The sequence below is a fragment of the Pseudoalteromonas nigrifaciens genome, assembly GCF_002221505.1.
Lineage (GTDB): Bacteria > Pseudomonadota > Gammaproteobacteria > Enterobacterales > Alteromonadaceae > Pseudoalteromonas > Pseudoalteromonas nigrifaciens.
The window spans coordinates 1,910,101-1,926,046 of sequence record NZ_CP011036.1 but is presented as its reverse complement, the minus strand read 5'-3'; the positions used below and the strand labels follow the sequence as shown (position 1 = coordinate 1,926,046).

14 protein-coding genes are annotated in these 15,946 nt (G+C 38.4%); 13 read left to right on the top strand and 1 reads right to left on the bottom strand.

Annotated elements, in window-relative coordinates; genetic code table 11:
- The first annotated feature begins 29 nt into the window (after positions 1 to 29).
- The 6 genes from pyrD to PNIG_RS09330 all read left to right on the top strand — a co-directional run bounded on the left by pyrD (position 30) and on the right by PNIG_RS09330 (position 7,876).
- A complete protein-coding gene (pyrD, locus tag PNIG_RS09355) occupies positions 30 to 1,040 on the top strand; it encodes a quinone-dependent dihydroorotate dehydrogenase (protein ID WP_011328347.1) in 1,011 nt (336 codons plus the stop codon).
- Positions 1,041 to 1,219: 179 nt separating this feature from the next.
- The gene (locus tag PNIG_RS09350; RefSeq protein ID WP_011328346.1) at positions 1,220 to 1,750 is read left to right on the top strand and encodes a cell division protein ZapC; all 531 of its coding nucleotides are present in this window, start codon (positions 1,220 to 1,222) and stop codon (positions 1,748 to 1,750) included.
- 90 nt (positions 1,751 to 1,840) lie between these two features.
- Positions 1,841 to 3,958: a bifunctional 23S rRNA (guanine(2069)-N(7))-methyltransferase RlmK/23S rRNA (guanine(2445)-N(2))-methyltransferase RlmL gene (gene rlmKL, locus PNIG_RS09345; RefSeq protein ID WP_011328345.1), complete on the top strand. Its 2,118-nt coding sequence runs from the start codon at positions 1,841 to 1,843 to the stop codon at positions 3,956 to 3,958.
- On the top strand, positions 3,951 to 4,190 hold the full coding sequence (locus tag PNIG_RS09340; RefSeq protein WP_041454446.1) for a glutaredoxin family protein: 240 nt from the start codon (positions 3,951 to 3,953) through the stop codon (positions 4,188 to 4,190). Before rlmKL ends, PNIG_RS09340 begins: the two co-directional genes overlap by 8 nt.
- 15 nt (positions 4,191 to 4,205) lie before the next feature.
- Entirely contained in the window at positions 4,206 to 6,122 is a 1,917-nt protein-coding gene (uup, locus tag PNIG_RS09335) for an ATP-binding cassette ATPase Uup (protein WP_089368354.1), read from the top strand.
- Between the two features lie 11 nt (positions 6,123 to 6,133).
- Entirely contained in the window at positions 6,134 to 7,876 is a 1,743-nt protein-coding gene (locus PNIG_RS09330; RefSeq protein WP_089368353.1) for a DUF3466 family protein, read from the top strand.
- A 94-nt stretch (positions 7,877 to 7,970) separates the two neighbouring features.
- Here PNIG_RS09330 and PNIG_RS09325 read toward each other — a convergent pair whose 3' ends face one another.
- Positions 7,971 to 8,477: a DUF2062 domain-containing protein gene (locus PNIG_RS09325; RefSeq protein WP_089368352.1), complete on the bottom strand. Its 507-nt coding sequence runs from the start codon at positions 8,475 to 8,477 to the stop codon at positions 7,971 to 7,973.
- Here PNIG_RS09325 and PNIG_RS09320 point away from each other — a divergent pair.
- From PNIG_RS09320 to tcdA, 7 genes are read left to right on the top strand one after another with little or no spacing between them, the layout of a single operon-like run.
- Positions 8,457 to 10,724, top strand: coding sequence for a DNA internalization-related competence protein ComEC/Rec2 (locus tag PNIG_RS09320; RefSeq protein WP_089368351.1), 2,268 nt, complete (start codon positions 8,457 to 8,459; stop codon positions 10,722 to 10,724). The genes PNIG_RS09325 and PNIG_RS09320 overlap by 21 nt on opposite strands.
- 60 nt (positions 10,725 to 10,784) lie before the next feature.
- The gene (gene msbA / locus PNIG_RS09315; RefSeq protein WP_089368350.1) at positions 10,785 to 12,530 is read left to right on the top strand and encodes a lipid A export permease/ATP-binding protein MsbA; all 1,746 of its coding nucleotides are present in this window, start codon (positions 10,785 to 10,787) and stop codon (positions 12,528 to 12,530) included.
- On the top strand, positions 12,527 to 13,507 hold the full coding sequence (lpxK, locus tag PNIG_RS09310) for a tetraacyldisaccharide 4'-kinase (protein WP_089368349.1): 981 nt from the start codon (positions 12,527 to 12,529) through the stop codon (positions 13,505 to 13,507). Before msbA ends, lpxK begins: the two co-directional genes overlap by 4 nt.
- Complete coding sequence (locus PNIG_RS09305) at positions 13,497 to 13,694, top strand: Trm112 family protein (protein WP_011328337.1); 198 nt, start codon at positions 13,497 to 13,499, stop codon at positions 13,692 to 13,694. The genes lpxK and PNIG_RS09305 overlap by 11 nt, the downstream gene beginning before the upstream one ends.
- The gene (gene kdsB, locus PNIG_RS09300) at positions 13,682 to 14,443 is read left to right on the top strand and encodes a 3-deoxy-manno-octulosonate cytidylyltransferase (RefSeq protein ID WP_011328336.1); all 762 of its coding nucleotides are present in this window, start codon (positions 13,682 to 13,684) and stop codon (positions 14,441 to 14,443) included. Before PNIG_RS09305 ends, kdsB begins: the two co-directional genes overlap by 13 nt.
- Complete coding sequence (locus PNIG_RS09295; protein ID WP_011328335.1) at positions 14,440 to 15,120, top strand: TIGR01621 family pseudouridine synthase; 681 nt, start codon at positions 14,440 to 14,442, stop codon at positions 15,118 to 15,120. Before kdsB ends, PNIG_RS09295 begins: the two co-directional genes overlap by 4 nt.
- Positions 15,121 to 15,927 carry a tRNA cyclic N6-threonylcarbamoyladenosine(37) synthase TcdA gene (gene tcdA, locus PNIG_RS09290; RefSeq protein WP_089368348.1) on the top strand — a complete coding sequence of 269 codons (807 nt, stop codon included), beginning with the start codon at positions 15,121 to 15,123 and terminating at the stop codon, positions 15,925 to 15,927.
- Positions 15,928 to 15,946: the final 19 nt, after the last annotated feature.

The window sequence follows — 15,946 nt, the reverse complement described above, 5'->3', positions numbered from 1 at the left end:
TTTGTCTGCATTTTAAGAGGATTATATTCATGTTTTACGATTTAGCTCGCCGTTTTATGTTTACCCGTGATGCGGAGTGGGCGCATGAGTTCGCTCTTAATAATTTAAGTCGTTTTGCCAATACACCATTAAGCGCTGCTTGGTCACAAAATATTGTGAATAAACCAGTTAATTTTTTAGGCTTAGAACTTAAAAACCCCGTTGGTCTTGCTGCAGGGCTTGATAAAAATGCAGAGTGTATTACTGCATTTGCACAAATGGGCTTTGGTTTTGTTGAAGTGGGTACAGTTACTCCGCGCCCACAAGCTGGTAACGATAAACCACGTATGTTTAGATTGCCGCAGTCAAATGCCATTATCAATCGCATGGGATTTAATAACAAAGGCGTTGATAATTTAGTTAATAACGTTAAAGCAGCCAACTATACCGGTATTTTAGGTATTAACATTGGTAAAAATAAAGACACACCGAATGAGCAAGGCAAAGACGATTACATACATTGCATGCGCAAGGTGTTTGAACATGCCTCGTATATAACTGTTAATATTTCATCGCCAAATACCCCAGGGCTTCGTGATTTACAATACGGTGCAGCCCTTGATGATTTACTACAAAGTTTGAAAAACGAGCAGCTTGATCTTGTTGCTAAACATGGTAAACAGGTACCTATGCTGGTAAAAATTGCGCCAGATTTAGATCCAATCCAAATTGCTCAAGTAAGTGAATCTTTACTAAGCAATAAAATAGATGGGGTAATTGCTACCAATACTACACTTGAGCGTAGCATGGTTGCGGGTCAGCAATATGCTGACGAAGCCGGTGGTTTATCGGGGCAGCCAGTTAGGGAGCGTGCGACGCATGTAGTTAGCGAGCTAAAGCGCTTAACTAATGGGCAGTTACCTATTATAGGTGTAGGCGGTATTGACGATGTGTCATCGGCGAAAGAAAAAATAAACGCAGGTGCCGATTTAGTACAAATTTATACTGGCTTTATTTATAAAGGCCCACAATTAATTAAATCGATAGTTGATAGTTTATAAAAAATAGGGCTACTTAGCCTTAAAAGTTAAGTTTGTTTTAACACTAAAAGGCTAACTTGCCCTCTAAGCTTTTGATCGTTCAATAAATGTTCTAATAAAACATTTTAAAAATGATTAAAAGCGGCTATACTTTGTTCTTATTGTTTTTATTATATTTAAATGCTAAGCGTGGAGGGGATATGTTACAAGCATCAAAGCAATGGCAGTGGATATCTTGCGCCAAAAAAAACCGCTTATTACTTGATTTAAATGAAGATATGCAGCTCTGCACTCCTTATAAGTTAAGACAACTTACTGACAGTACATTTAAAAACCCTTATTTTAGCTTAGAAGATGCCGCTTTTTATGAACAAGTTTATCAATATCTTGTGCAATTTAAGCTGTGGAATCCAGCGCAATTATGTCAAATATCACTCAATGCAACCGCAGTGAAATTTCAATTAAAGCCAGTACTTGCTAAAAGTTGGTTTTTTGAGCAATACACAGGAAGCACTCCAAGTACTGAAGCCGTTATTAATTTAACCTCTAAAGCGCAGTCGGGAGAGTTTTTAATTGTAGAGCACAGCAGTGATGCATCTGTGTGTATTAACCTAAGTGAAAATTTTCAATTAGATGATAATTTATCATTAGTACAGTTTGAAGCCATTCGCGTTTTAAACAATCGTGTACATCCTCTCTTAAATCAGCATATTCATAGCAAAATAGCTTAATCTAATTTTATTTTCAGCCCGTGTTTATGGCGTGTTTGTATGCAAACCTATGTTATAATCCTGCGCAATTAGCTATTAAGGGTTACTACTTTGCAATTTATCGCACTTACTTCTATCGGAATCGAAAATTTATTGGTTGATGAACTAACAGAACTTGGCGCAACTGTGTCTAAGCAAACTGTTGGTTCTGTTCGCTTTGAGGCAGACTCATTATTGGCGCAAAAGGTGTGTTTATCGACTCGCTTTGCTACGCGCGTGCTTATGCTTATTGAAGAAAAAGAAGGCGTAGATGACAAAAATAGCCTGTATAACTTTGCTCGCTCACAACCATGGCAAGAATGGTTTGGGCCTACACAAACGTTTGCTGTCGACTTTAATGGCACCAACGACTCATTAAAAAATACACAGTTTTCTGGTTTAGTTATAAAAGATGCCATAGTTGATTACTTTAACGACTTATTCGAGCAGCGCCCTAATGTTGATAAACAAGACGCTAATGTGCGTGTGGTTGCGCGTTTAAATCGTTATGGCGTATCTATGTATATAGATTACTCTGGCCCGCGTTTATCTGAGCGTGGTTACCGACAGGGCCAAGGTAAAGCACCTATAAAAGAGCATTTAGCAGCGGCATTAATCAAACGCAGCGGCTGGCTTGAAAATGTAAATCAGCCTTTGTTTGACCCATGTTGTGGTGCAGGTACTATTTTAATTGAAGCTGCCGGTATGGCGCGCAACGAAGCTCCCGGCTTATTTCGCGAAGGCTTTGCATTTGAGCGCTTACCAAGTTTTAGAGCTGCGAAATTTAAAGAGCTAAAAGAAGAATTGCTGGGCAATATTATAGACCCTAAATTATGGCTCATTGGCCACGATTACGACGCTCAAGTATTAGGTAAGGCAATTGATAACGCAAAACGTGCTGAGCTAGACGATATTATTAAGTTTAAACAAAGTGATGCAACTAAACTAACCGCAGTGGCTAAATTACCTGGCGTAGTTATATCTAACTTACCTTATGGTGAGCGTATTGGTTCTATGGCTGAGCTTGTAGATTTACATCGTAATTTAGGTGTGGGCTTTAAAAAGCACTTCAATCATTGGAAGCTTGCTTTACTGGGTATGGATGAGAGCTTATTTAAGCTGTTAAAGTTGGTTAGGCTGAAACGTTATAAATTTAAAAATGGCCCGTTAGATGTTGAACTTAACTTGTATCAACTTGATGACAAACAAGTAAGCCTGACAACCGATGATAAAAAAGCGCTGAATTTTGAAGGTTCAATGTCTTTTGCTAATCGATTGAAAAAGAACAAGCAGGGTTTAAAAAACTGGCTTAAGCAAAACGAAATTACAGCATACCGTGTATACGAAGCTGATATTCCTGAGTACAACGTTGCTGTAGATATTTACGGTGACTCAGCGGTTATTTTTGAATACGCAGCCCCGAAAGAAATTGATGAAAAAACGTCTGAAAAACGCTTACAAGATGTGATCAGCTTAACCGCTGAACAACTCAAAATAGCACCAGAGAATATTGCTGTAAAAGTACGTAAAAAGCAAAAAGGCGAAGAGCAATACACGCCAATGGCTAAACAAAACCGCACTATGGTGGTTGAAGAGTTTGGCGCTAAGTTTAAAGTGAATTTATTTGATTACTTAGACACTGGCTTGTTTTTAGATCACCGTTTAATGCGTCGTTATATTCAAGAAAACGCCAAAGATAAGCGCTTTTTAAACTTATTTGCCTACACAGGTACTGCGTCAGTACATGCAGCACTTGGTGGCGCTAAAGCAATTACCACGGTTGACTTGTCAAAAACCTATTTAAAATGGGGCCAAGACAACTTTGATTTAAATAATATTAGTAATACTCGCTACCGTTTTGAGCAAGCAGATTGCTTAAAGTGGCTAGAGCATGCGACGGCGCAGTACGATTTAATCTTTTTAGATCCCCCGACGTTTTCAAACTCTAAGCGTATGAAAGATGCATTTGATGTGCAGAGCGATCATATTAAGTTATTAACTTGGGTTAAAAAAATATTAAGCCCGTCGGGTACGCTTATTTTTTCTAATAATAAACGTGGCTTTGTTATGGATGAAGTGGGTTTAATTGGCTTGGGCTTAAAAGCGGTTAATATTTCTGACAAAACCTTATCGCCTGATTTTAAGCGTAATAAAAAAATTCATAATAGCTGGTTAATTACCCATGGCTAAGTGGATTTTATATCACACAGATGGTTGTCATTTGTGTGAACAAGCTGAGCAATTAATTAAGGGATTAGTTAATAGCCACAATGAATTATTGCTAGTAGATATTATGACTGATGATCAGCTTATTGCTGATTATCAGGTTAGTATTCCGGTATTTAAAAGTGAGCAAGGCCAACAATTATTTTGGCCTTTTACTGCACTAGACGTGCGTGAATTTTTAGCGCAAGCAGAATAAGAGCAAAGAAGAATTATGGATTTAATTAGAATTTTAAAAGCACAACTGGCCTTTGGTACTCATGCATTGCTTAATAAAGCAGATGCAGTGATTGAAAGTGGCGAGCGTGTGTGTGTTGTAGGTCGAAATGGTGCTGGTAAGTCAACGTTATTAAAAGTACTCGATGGTGAGGTTTTATTAGATGATGGCGAAATAAACCAGCTTGGCGGTATAAGAATTTCTCGTTTAGAACAAGATCCACCAAAAGGCGCAAGCGGCACTGTATTTGATTATGTTGCTCAAGGTATGCCTGAAATTGCCAACTTACTGATTGATTTTCATCATGTGAGTACAGAGCTACAGACCGTATGTACCGATAAGTTATTAAATAAACTTGAGCGTTTATCAAACCAATTAGAAGCGGTTGATGGCTGGCGTTTTGACAGTCGCATTCAAGTTGTTTTAACCCAATTAGAGTTAACACCTGATGCTAAGCTTGAGTCACTTTCAGGTGGTTGGTTACGTAAAGTTGCACTTGCTCGTGCACTGGTTAGTGAGCCAGACTTATTATTACTCGATGAGCCTACTAACCACTTAGATATGGCAAGTGTTATGTGGCTTGAGCAATTTTTAAAAGAATTTAAAGGCGGCATTGTATTTATATCGCATGACCGTGCCTTTATTCGTGCTGTTGCAACGCGTATTTTAGATTTAGACCGTGGTAAATTAATATCATACCCTGGCGACTATGCTACTTATTTAGAGCAAAAAGCCCACGACTTAAAAGTTGAAGAAAGCCAAAATGCTTTATTTGATAAGCGTTTAGCCGAAGAAGAAACGTGGATACGCCAAGGTGTTAAAGCACGAAGAACCCGTAATGAAGGGCGCGTACGTGAACTTAAGCAACTACGTAACGAGCGTAAACAACGTGTTGACCAAGTAGGTAAAACAGACTTTAATATTGAAACCGCAGATCGTTCGGGTAAATTAGTATTTGAAGCTAAGCATCTTTGTCATGCATTTAAAGATAAAGTGATTGCAGATGATTTTTCAACCTTGGTTATGCGCGGCGATCGTATTGGTTTAGTTGGTCCTAATGGCATTGGTAAAACAACGTTATTAAAATTAATGTTTGGTAGCCTAGCCCCAGATAGCGGTGAAACTAAGCAAGGTGTTAATTTAGAATTTGCTTACTTTGACCAATACCGTGAAAAATTAGATGAAGAAGCAACAGTACAAGACAACGTTGCTGAAGGTAAGCAAGAAGTAATGATGGGTGGTCGCTCGCGCCATGTATTAGGTTACTTACAAGACTTTTTGTTCCCGCCAGCACGTGCCCGTACACCAGTTAAAGCGCTTTCGGGTGGTGAAAAAAACCGCTTGTTATTGGCTAAACTGTTTTTAAAACCGTCAAACATATTGGTACTCGATGAGCCAACTAATGATTTGGATATAGAAACATTAGAGCTTTTGGAAGATATTATTAACCAGTATCAAGGCACAGTATTAATAGTAAGCCATGACCGTGAGTTTATTGATAATACCTGCTCTAGTGTTTGGGCATTTGAAGGTAATGGCAAGATTACTGATATTGTTGGCGGCTACAGTGATTACGAAGCCTATGTTAATTACTTAGCAGAGCAACAAAAAAATCAACCACAGCAAGCAACTAAAAAAGTTGAAAAAGCACCTGCTGCGCCAGTAGTTAAAGCAGAGGCTAAAGGTAATAAACTCTCTTACAAATTAAAACTTGAATTAGAGCAACTGCCTAATAAAATGGAACAACTCGAAGCCGATGTTGAAATTCAACAAGCCATAGTTAGTGATGTTGATTTTTTTAAGCAAGACAGTGATATAACGGCTAAGGCATTGAACTATTTGGCAAAACTTGAGTCAGACCTTGAGGCCGCGTTTTCGCGCTGGGAAGAACTTGAAGAATTAAAAAATCAGTAGTAAGGACTAAAATGAAATATAAATTACTCGCTGCCAGTATTTTAGCAACAATGAGTACTTCAGCATTAAGTGCGACTTATCAATTAACGGAATTAGGTGCACTTGAAGGCGCAAAACTCAGCTACGTTACCGATGTAAGTGAAAGTGGTCATGTTATAGGCATAGCTAATGGCTTATATAATTTACCTGTAGATATTGAGCATATTGATTTTACAGAGAGCTCAATAAAAAGCGCTTACACTAGTGAAGTTAATATATTTGAGCGTAGTAATAAAGAGATTACTTTTACGTTAGAGGACATAGAAAAAAACAATGCTGTAGCAACTAATGCAGATGCGCATAGTTTCATGGTTCGTTTTTTAGCAAATATGTCGTCTAGTTATCAGTTTCAAAAGTTAAGCTCACTAACAGCAATAAAATATGATAGCGGCGCTGCTGTTGAGCAAACTTTGTTTGATATAAGCTCACCAGATTACCCTGGTGTTACCCGCTCTGTAACTAACTTTTATAATGCTGTTGCAGAAGATGGCACTACAGTTGGCTGGGGCAGTGCTCCTTACAATAAAAAGGATTTCACACCAGAAAATGAAAATGAGGCTGAGTCTTGGTTTACCCGCGACTTTATAGAGCGCGGTATTATTATATCTGAAAGCGGTGTGGAAGTTCCTCTGGAGCCCCAATTTAGTGAATATGGTGGCACTAGCCAAGCCTCTGATATTGTAAAAACCGCAGATGGTTATATTGTTGTTGGCAATATGTCACTTGGTATACCGCAATCGCGTCAAACTAATATTACAGATAACTGCGATGAAAAAGATGAGCCATTTTTAGCCTGTATTGAAGTTATTAACAACCAAACAACCCGCGGACTATTTAATAAGCAAGCAACTAAATGGACGCTCGATAACGCATTTAATATCACCTTTACTGAGGTACTAGGTTTAGCTTTAGCGCCTGATGATGATGAAACTGAAAATACCACGTTGATCAGTAATGCATTAGCAGTTAACAGCAAAGGGGTTGCTGTTGGTGTATCAAACACGCGTTATTTTGACCGTGAAAGTACTATTTTAACCATGCCAGCTTATTTTAAAGATGGCGAAGTAATTGATTTTATTGAACAGCGGGATGACTGGCAAGGTGGAATGTCTTTAGCGATCAACGATAATAATATTATTACTGGTTATGCAACAAAACGTCTTGAGGGTACCTTACGTAATAAGTTTTTCTATCATGATATAGCAACAGGTACTACCGTTTATCCAGATAGCTATTTTACGAGCTCAAGCTCATACGGTAACAGTATAAACAATCAAGGTTATATTGTTGGCGAAGGTGAGGTTGGTGTTTCTGATAGTTCACGTAGATCAGCTGCGTTCATTTATAAAATAGGTGATGATAAAATCACTAATTTAAATGACTTATTGCCGTGTTACGACATGGACGGTACAAGTAGTTATGGCTATAGCATGAGTGAAGCTAAAGTGATTAACGAAAACAATGAAATATTTGGTGTGGCCACTAAAACTGTTGAAAAGCGTAACTCATTAGGTGAAGTTGTAACCGATGTTAACGGTAAAACTGAATATGAAAGTGTTGCTGTAGCAGTAAAGCTTTCGCCAATACCTAATGGCACGATAGAGGATTGCGCACCACCTGATGCCGAAGTGTATGAGCGTCGCTCTGCAAGCTTCTCTTGGTATGGATTATTATTATTACCACTGATTGCGTTTAGACGAGTATTTAGATTTTAATAGAATTTAAATCGAAAATTTAAGCCGAAAAACTAAAAAAAGCCCAAACTTGTTAAGTTGGGCTTTTTTTGTCTATAGTCATTATAACTATTGGCTACTTGTTACGTATTAACCATGCTTTTCTAACTGAACGCCGCCAAACAATATCTATTCCAAAATAGCCGATCATCGCGGCAACTGATGCCGACACCAAGGAGCCAACTAAAAATGCTGGACCAATAGTCGTTAAGCTTTCGATAAACCAAGGCCAGCTTGCTTCAAAGGAAAAATGTTGTTCTGGCTGGTTTAGTACTAGGGTGCCAATAAGATAAGAGCAGTAAAAAATAGGTGGCATGGTAACGGGGTTAGTTATCCACACTAAGGCCACTGAAATGGGCAGGTTTACCCTAAACACTATAGCGGTTGCTGCAGCTAGGACCATTTGAAAAGGAACAGGGATGAACGCAAAAAATAACCCGACAGCAAATGCACCACGCGCAGAGCGTCTATTTAAATGCCAAAGGTTTGCGTCTTGTAACAAACGGCCAAATATTTTAAGTGATTTGTGATGCCTAATTTTATTTGGATCGGGTAAAAATCGTTGGATCGTTTTTTTAGCCATTTAAAGCAACCATTTACATCAATGTGGATTAGTCTTGGATTTGTGTGCGGAAGTATTGCAACCGTATTTTATTTTCAAACCCTCGAATTTATACTCATCACAATTTCAATCCTAATTGCGAGCGCTTATTTTAAGCCGTTTTCAAATGTTTTGTTAGGCTTTATTTGCGCTATTTTTGCTATCTTAGTGCATTTCACACTTTTTTACTCGTTTGAGCTACCAGCGCAGGGTGAAAAGTATGCATACTCAGTAAAGTTAGTTGTTGAAGACGTTGTATCAGCTAATGCTCCGCAATATATAAAAGCAAAAATTATTAAGCTTGATGAGCAAGATTACGCTTATTTTACTGCCCCCAGTGCTATGTTAAGTGTTGATTCAGCGCAAATATTAGAAGTAGGCGCAACCTTCAGTGCTCACGCACATTTAAAAAACTTTAGAAGCACAAAAAATTTTACTGTTTTTGACAATCAACTTTATGCATTTACACAAAAAATATTTTTTAAAGGCAAAGTACTCAATAAAAATTTAATTATTACTGATACAAAAAGAAACCAACACGTTATAGCTTATCGCCACTATATTAAACACATATTTAAAGAGTCTAAGCTTAACTGGCTTTATTATACGCTGCTGACGGGCGACAAGTCTTTAATGAACTTTGAACAAAAGCTGACCATGCAAACGCTGGGGTTAAGCCATTTACTGGCAATTTCTGGGTTGCATATTTCGTTAGTATTTGGCTTTGCTTTTTTTGTAACACGCTCACTTGTAAGCCACGCCAGAATTAGAATAAAACAAACAATTAACCTTGCAACTTGTTATAGCTTAATGGGCTTTATAGCGGCATTTGTTTATGTATATTTAAGCGATTTTATTGTTTCTGCGACCCGGGCTTTAATAATGTTAGGGTGCTACTTATTATTGTATTACCTAGCTAAACAATCGCTACGTTGGCGCAGTATTTTATACGCCTTGGTTTTAGTTTTAATGATTAACCCTTTTAATGTATTAAATCCTGGTTTGTATTTTTCATTTTTAGCTGTGGTTATCATCTTTATTGTTATTACAAAAGTACCCTTTAAGGGGGCCTCTGTTATCGCTAAAGTAGGCATGTTATGTGCTATACAAGGGGCACTATTTATAGGCTTATTGCCTTTGTCTTTATACTTTTTTAATGGTGTGAGTTTGGCAGGGTTAGTCTTGAACTTAATCGCTATTCCGTTGCTCGCCTTTATCATTATGCCATTATTATTAGTGGTTGCGATATTGAGCAGTGTTATTGATATGAGCCTGATAGTGTCGTTATTTGACCCCGTATTGTATTTTTTGTATCAACAATTAATGGCAATACCGCCAGGCTGGCGTTGGTTTAATGTAGGAACAATTACTTTAGATATAGTAATGTTTAGTTATGTAATCATGCTACTACTGTATTTAGTGAAATTTAAATGGCTTGCTTGTATCCCGTTAAGTGTATTGCTGGTTGATAGTTACTTTACTTCCAAAAGTGATTGGCAAGTAAACATATTTGATGTTGGCCATGGTTTGATGGTGTTGTTAGAAAAAGATAACAATGCATTAATTTATGATTTTGGCCCTAGTTATTTTAACCGCTTTAGCCGTACACGTAGTATTTTACTGCCGTATATAAAAGCTAATAACCTGAATGTTGCGACCGCTATTTTAAGCCATCAAGATAACGACCATGCAGGAGGAGTTAAACATTTTATTGAGGCAGGCTTTGAATCGACTCTCAGTACTTTTCATCCAAATGGTATACCGAGTTTATGTAAAACCATGACTATGGATTTTTATGGGCTTAAAATACAAACGTTTAGTTCAATTACTTTTAACAATAACAACGATGACTCCTGCGTAGTTAAAATTAGTAGCGCGCAACACAGTGTACTTTTTACTGGTGATATTTCTAAGCAACGAGAGCACGCACTAATTGCCGCAGGATATAATTTAGCAAGCAATGTATTAATAAGCCCGCATCATGGTAGTGGTACTTCATCAAGTAGTGAGTTTATCGCGGCTGTTAACCCTAAAGTTGTGGTGCATTCGAGTGCTTACAAAGGGCAATGGCATTTTCCTAATGATGAAGTGGTTGCGCGGTTTAACAAAATTGGCGCTGCGCAATATATTACTGGGCAGCAAGGACAAATTAGAATTAAATTTTATAGTACTAATCTGCATGTTGAAACGGCCAGAGGGCGTGAAAGTTATTGGTTTATTAAAGATTGACGTTTTGTTTTAGCCTCCCTGAGGATACAATAGGGGCTGTAACTGTATAAAGAGAGTGTTATGGATCAAAGTACTACACAAATTTATAAACGTCTTATTTCTTACGTTGGTGCGTACAGAACAGTCGCCATCGTCGCTATTATTGGCATGATAGGGTATTCAGGTATGGATGCTTTATTTATTCAGCTTATGAAGCCGTTTATTGACGAAGGTCTTAATGAGCGCAATGCTGATGTACTAAAATATGCACCATTTGTAGTTATTGCTTTGGTAATAGGGCGTGGTGTATTTAACTTTATGTCGTCTTATTGTTTGAGTTATGTAGGCTCACAAGTTGTCCGCTCGCTGCGCCAAGAGTTGTTTGAACATATTCTACATTTACCGGTATCGTTTCATGATGAAAACTCCACCGGCGATCTTATTTCCAAAATAACCTTTGATACCGAACAAGTACAACAAGCTATTACCAAGGCATTATTAATTGTAGTGCGTGAAGGCGCTTTTGTGGTGTTTTTACTCGCAGTTATGTTTTATACCAGTTGGCAATTATCGCTGATATTTTTAGTTATTATTCCTTTAGTTGCTGTCATAGTCACTGTGGTGTCAAAGCGCTTTAGACACATTTCTAAAAGTATTCAATCAGCTATGGGGCAAGTTACTCGTAGCTCAGAGCAAATGCTAAGCGGTCATAAAGTGATCCATGGTTTTGGTGGCCAAAATCAAGAAATAGATCAGTTTTCAAAAGTAAATAATCATAATCGTCAGCAACGAATTAAAATGGACGCAACTAAAGCCTTGAGTGTATCAATCATTCAAGTATTGGCTGCCAGCGCTATGGCGGTTATTTTATGGGTTGTGTCAATGCCTTCGATGATTGACACCATAAGCTCAGGCGACTTTGTAGTATTAATTTCATCAATGATGATGTTACTTCGCCCGCTTAAACAGCTAGCTAATGTAAACAGTGATATGCAGCGAGGAGTTTCAGCCGCGCAAAGTGTGTTTTTAATACTCGACGAGGAAGTAGAAAAAGACACAGGTACTGTAAGCGTAGATAAAGTAAAAGGCTTGATTGAAGTTAAAAATGTCACCTTTAAATACCCAACTAAAGATGAGCCGGTATTAAACAATTTATCGTTAACGATTAAAGCGGGTGAAAGCATTGCTTTAGTTGGGCGTTCGGGCTCAGGTAAATCTACTATTTCTAACCTATTGCCACGTTATTATGATTTAGAAGCGCCTAGTGAAGTTTTACTCGATGGCATTGCACTGCATGATTATAAGTTAACCGATTTACGTCGTCAGTTTGCGCTAGTGTCGCAACAAGTGGTGTTATTTAACGACTCCATTGCCAATAATATTTGTTACGGTTTACAGCGTGAAATATCGCAGCAAGAACTGGAAAAAGTAGCCAAGCAAGCGCATGTATGGGAGTTTGTAAAAGACTTACCAGAGCAGCTAAATACTATGGTTGGCGAAAATGGGGTAATGCTCTCTGGTGGTCAACGCCAACGTATTGCTATTGCTCGTGCAATATTAAAAGATGCGCCTATTTTAATCCTTGATGAAGCAACATCTGCGCTCGATACCGAATCAGAAAAACTAATTCAGCAAGCACTCGAGGCATTAATGAAAGACAAAACCTCGATTGTAATTGCGCATCGCTTATCAACGATTGAAAATAGCGACCGAATTTATGTTATAGATAATGGCAGTGTTATTGAAAGTGGCGATCATTTAAGTTTACTGGCAAATAATGGCACTTATTCAGCATTATGCAAAATGCAATTTGGTGAGCAAGGGTGAGCAAAATTGAACAAAGCTGGTATCAGCCTGTCAGTTTAATTACTATATTATTACTGCCTTTAGCTGCACTGTTTTGGCTAATATCAACATTACGTAAATGGCTTTATACATGCGGTATATTAACGCAATTTAGTAGCAAAACACCTGTAATTGTAGTGGGTAATATTAGTGTTGGCGGCAATGGTAAAACGCCATTTGTACTGTGGCTACACGCTCATTTAACTCAGCAAGGTTTATCTGTAGGTATTATTAGCCGAGGCTACGGCGGGCATGCTAAGCAATATCCATTGCTTGTTGATCATAACAGTACTACGCTTGAGGCGGGCGATGAACCGATACTTTTATATCATCGTTTGCAGTGCCCCATAGCGGTTGGCCCAAACAGACAACAAAATATAGAATTACTTGAACAAACCTCTGCTATTGATGTAATTATATCTGACGATGGCATGCAACATTATAAAATGGCACGTAGTATTGAATGCTGTATTGTTGATAGTGCACGTCAATTTGGCAACGGTTTGTTAATGCCAGCAGGCCCGCTTCGCGAAACTAAAAAGCGTTTAAAGAGCGTTGATTTAGTGATAGAAAATGGCGGCAACAACCCACAACGTTATAATTTGCAGCCTGCAGCTTTAAAATCTGTGCTCAATAATAGTATGCTAACAGAGCCTATATTAACAGCCCACGCTGTGAGTGCTATTGGTAATCCGCTGCGTTTTGAGCAGTCATTACAAGCACAAGGCATTACCTTAGTATCAACCCATCATTATCGAGACCATTATGCATACACTGCTGATGATTTTACTCAGTTTGGTGATGAAAATGTGTTAATGACCGAAAAAGATGCTGTAAAGTGTAGTGCTTTTGCAAAACAAAATTGGTATTACTTACCAGTGGATGCTCAACCTACCGATAGCGTTATAAACAAATTAAATTCATTATTAAAAGATAAAGGGATCCTCAATGGCCTTTGATACAAAATTACTCGAAATTATCGCCTGCCCAGTATGTAAGGGTAAATTACGTTTTGATAAAGAAAACAGCGAACTAATAAGTACAGCCGCTAAGTTGGCGTATCCGGTTATCGATGACATTCCAGTATTGCTTGAAAATGAAGCGCGTGAATTGTCACTTGATGAGGTACAAAAGTGGAATTCGTAGTTGTTATTCCTGCGCGTTACGCTTCTAGCCGTTTACCAGGCAAACCACTAGCCGATATTTGTGGTAAGCCAATGATCCAGCATGTTTACGAAAAAGCCTGTTTATCGGGTGCGAGTAAAGTTGTTATTGCGACCGATCATCAAAAAGTATTTGATGCTGTGAGTACCTTCACAAGTGATGTATTAATGACGCGTGAAGATCATCAGTCAGGCACGGAACGTTTAGCAGAGGTTGTTGATTTACTTAAGCTTGATAACAACACTATTGTAGTTAATGTGCAAGGTGATGAGCCATTATTGGCACCAGAAAATGTATCTCAAGTTGCCACGTTATTAAATGAATCAACTGCACCTATGGCCACTTTAAGTGTAGCGATAGAAGAGCAAGAAGACGTTTTTAATCCTAATGCAGTTAAAGTCGTTAGCGATATTAATAAAAATGCATTGTATTTTTCGCGTGCCAGTATTCCGTTTGATCGTAGCGCCATGATGGGCGAGCAGAGCACGCTGGATTTAACGCCGTTTCAACGCCATGTGGGTATTTATGCCTACCGAGCTGGTTTTATTAAGCAATATATTGAGCTAAGTGTGTCGCCGCTAGAGCAGCTAGAATCACTAGAACAATTACGTGTGCTTTACCATGGCTACAATATTAAAATAGAGCAAGCGCATATTACTCCACAAGCGGGTGTCGATACGCCAGAAGATTTAGCTAAAGTAATTAGCTATTTGCAAAGTAAACACGCGTGAGCATTACGAATAAAGCCTATTTAAAAGTTGTGCATAGTCATAGCGACTTTTATATTTTAGCAAAACCTGCAGGGCTGAATTTTCATTCAGAAGACGCCGCAGGTTTTGTGGTATTAGCAGAGCAGCAATTAAATGAAAAACTCTTTGCAGTACACCGTCTCGATAAAGTGACCTCAGGCTTGCTTATTTTAGCGCGCAATAAACTCGCCGCCGCTAAATTTACGCAAATGTTTACTGAGCACACAATTAATAAGTTTTACTTGGCTATTAGCGACGCCAAGCCTAAAAAAAAGCAGGGTTGGATAAAAGGCGATATGGCAAAATCACGCCGTGGTACTTTTAAGTTACTTACAACAACAGCTAATCCTGCTATTAGTCGTTTTTATTCTGTAAGTTATAAACCCGGTTTTAGGGGGTATATTTTAAAACCTTACTCAGGTAAAACGCACCAATTAAGAGTAGCGCTAAAAAGTATAGGCGCACCTATATTAGGTGATACCTCTTATGCAGGTGCGCATAGCGCACGTACTTACTTGCATGCATTTGCGCTTGATTTCTTATGGAATGAGCAGCAAATACAATTTACTCTTTTACCCGATAATGGGGATGAGTTTACACAATTAATTAAACATCAAGATTTTCAAGCATGGAAAACACCATGGCAACTGGATTGGTAAATGACTGAAAAAGTAACAGACATACGTTTTGGCGGGATCAAACGTTTATACGGACAACAACAGTTTGACTGGTTACAGCAGGCACATTTTTGTGTTGTTGGCATTGGTGGTGTTGGTAGTTGGGCCGCAGAAGCATTGGCGCGCACTGGGGTTGGCAAATTAACCCTAATAGATTTAGATGATATTTGTGCCACTAATGTAAATAGACAAATACACGCACTTACCGGCACCATTGGCCAAGCTAAAGTGGAGGCGATGAAAGCGCGTTGTGAGTTAATTAACCCACAATGTGAAGTGCAGGTGATTGATGACTTTATTACTTTAGATAACATTCATGAGCATATTCAGGGCTTTGATTATGTTATTGATTGTATTGACGCAGTGAAAGAAAAAGCGGCATTAATTGCGCATTGTAAACGCAATAAACTAGCTGTAATTACTACCGGCGGCGCAGGTGGGCAAACTGATCCGGGGCAAATTACGTTTGGCGATGTGGCTAAAACTACCCAAGATCCACTCTTAGCTAAAGTGCGTTATATTTTACGCAAGCAATATAATTTTAGTAATAACCCTAAGCGTAAGTTTAATATTGATTGCGTATATTCAACAGAGCAGCTGGTATACCCAGGTAGTGATGGCAGTGTTTGCCATGCTAAGCAAAATGCCGATGGTAGTATGAATATGGATTGTAATAATGGCTTTGGCTCAGTGACTATGATCACTGGCAGCTTTGGCTTTTTTGTAGCAGCAAAGGCCGTTCGTAAGTATTTAGATAAAAAACAGCGTTTACTTAGTTCCCAAGCATAACGCTGCTTATAACTTAACC

Coding starts and splice junctions, on each gene's coding strand:
- pyrD (WP_011328347.1), top strand. CDS start 30: ATGTTTTACGATTTAGCTCGCCGTTTTATGTTTACCCGTGATGCGGAG.
- PNIG_RS09350 (WP_011328346.1), top strand. CDS start 1,220: ATGTTACAAGCATCAAAGCAATGGCAGTGGATATCTTGCGCCAAAAAA.
- PNIG_RS09340 (WP_041454446.1), top strand. CDS start 3,951: ATGGCTAAGTGGATTTTATATCACACAGATGGTTGTCATTTGTGTGAA.
- uup (WP_089368354.1), top strand. CDS start 4,206: ATGGATTTAATTAGAATTTTAAAAGCACAACTGGCCTTTGGTACTCAT.
- PNIG_RS09330 (WP_089368353.1), top strand. CDS start 6,134: ATGAAATATAAATTACTCGCTGCCAGTATTTTAGCAACAATGAGTACT.
- PNIG_RS09325 (WP_089368352.1), bottom strand. CDS start 8,477: ATGGCTAAAAAAACGATCCAACGATTTTTACCCGATCCAAATAAAATT.
- msbA (WP_089368350.1), top strand. CDS start 10,785: ATGGATCAAAGTACTACACAAATTTATAAACGTCTTATTTCTTACGTT.
- PNIG_RS09305 (WP_011328337.1), top strand. CDS start 13,497: ATGGCCTTTGATACAAAATTACTCGAAATTATCGCCTGCCCAGTATGT.
- tcdA (WP_089368348.1), top strand. CDS start 15,121: ATGACTGAAAAAGTAACAGACATACGTTTTGGCGGGATCAAACGTTTA.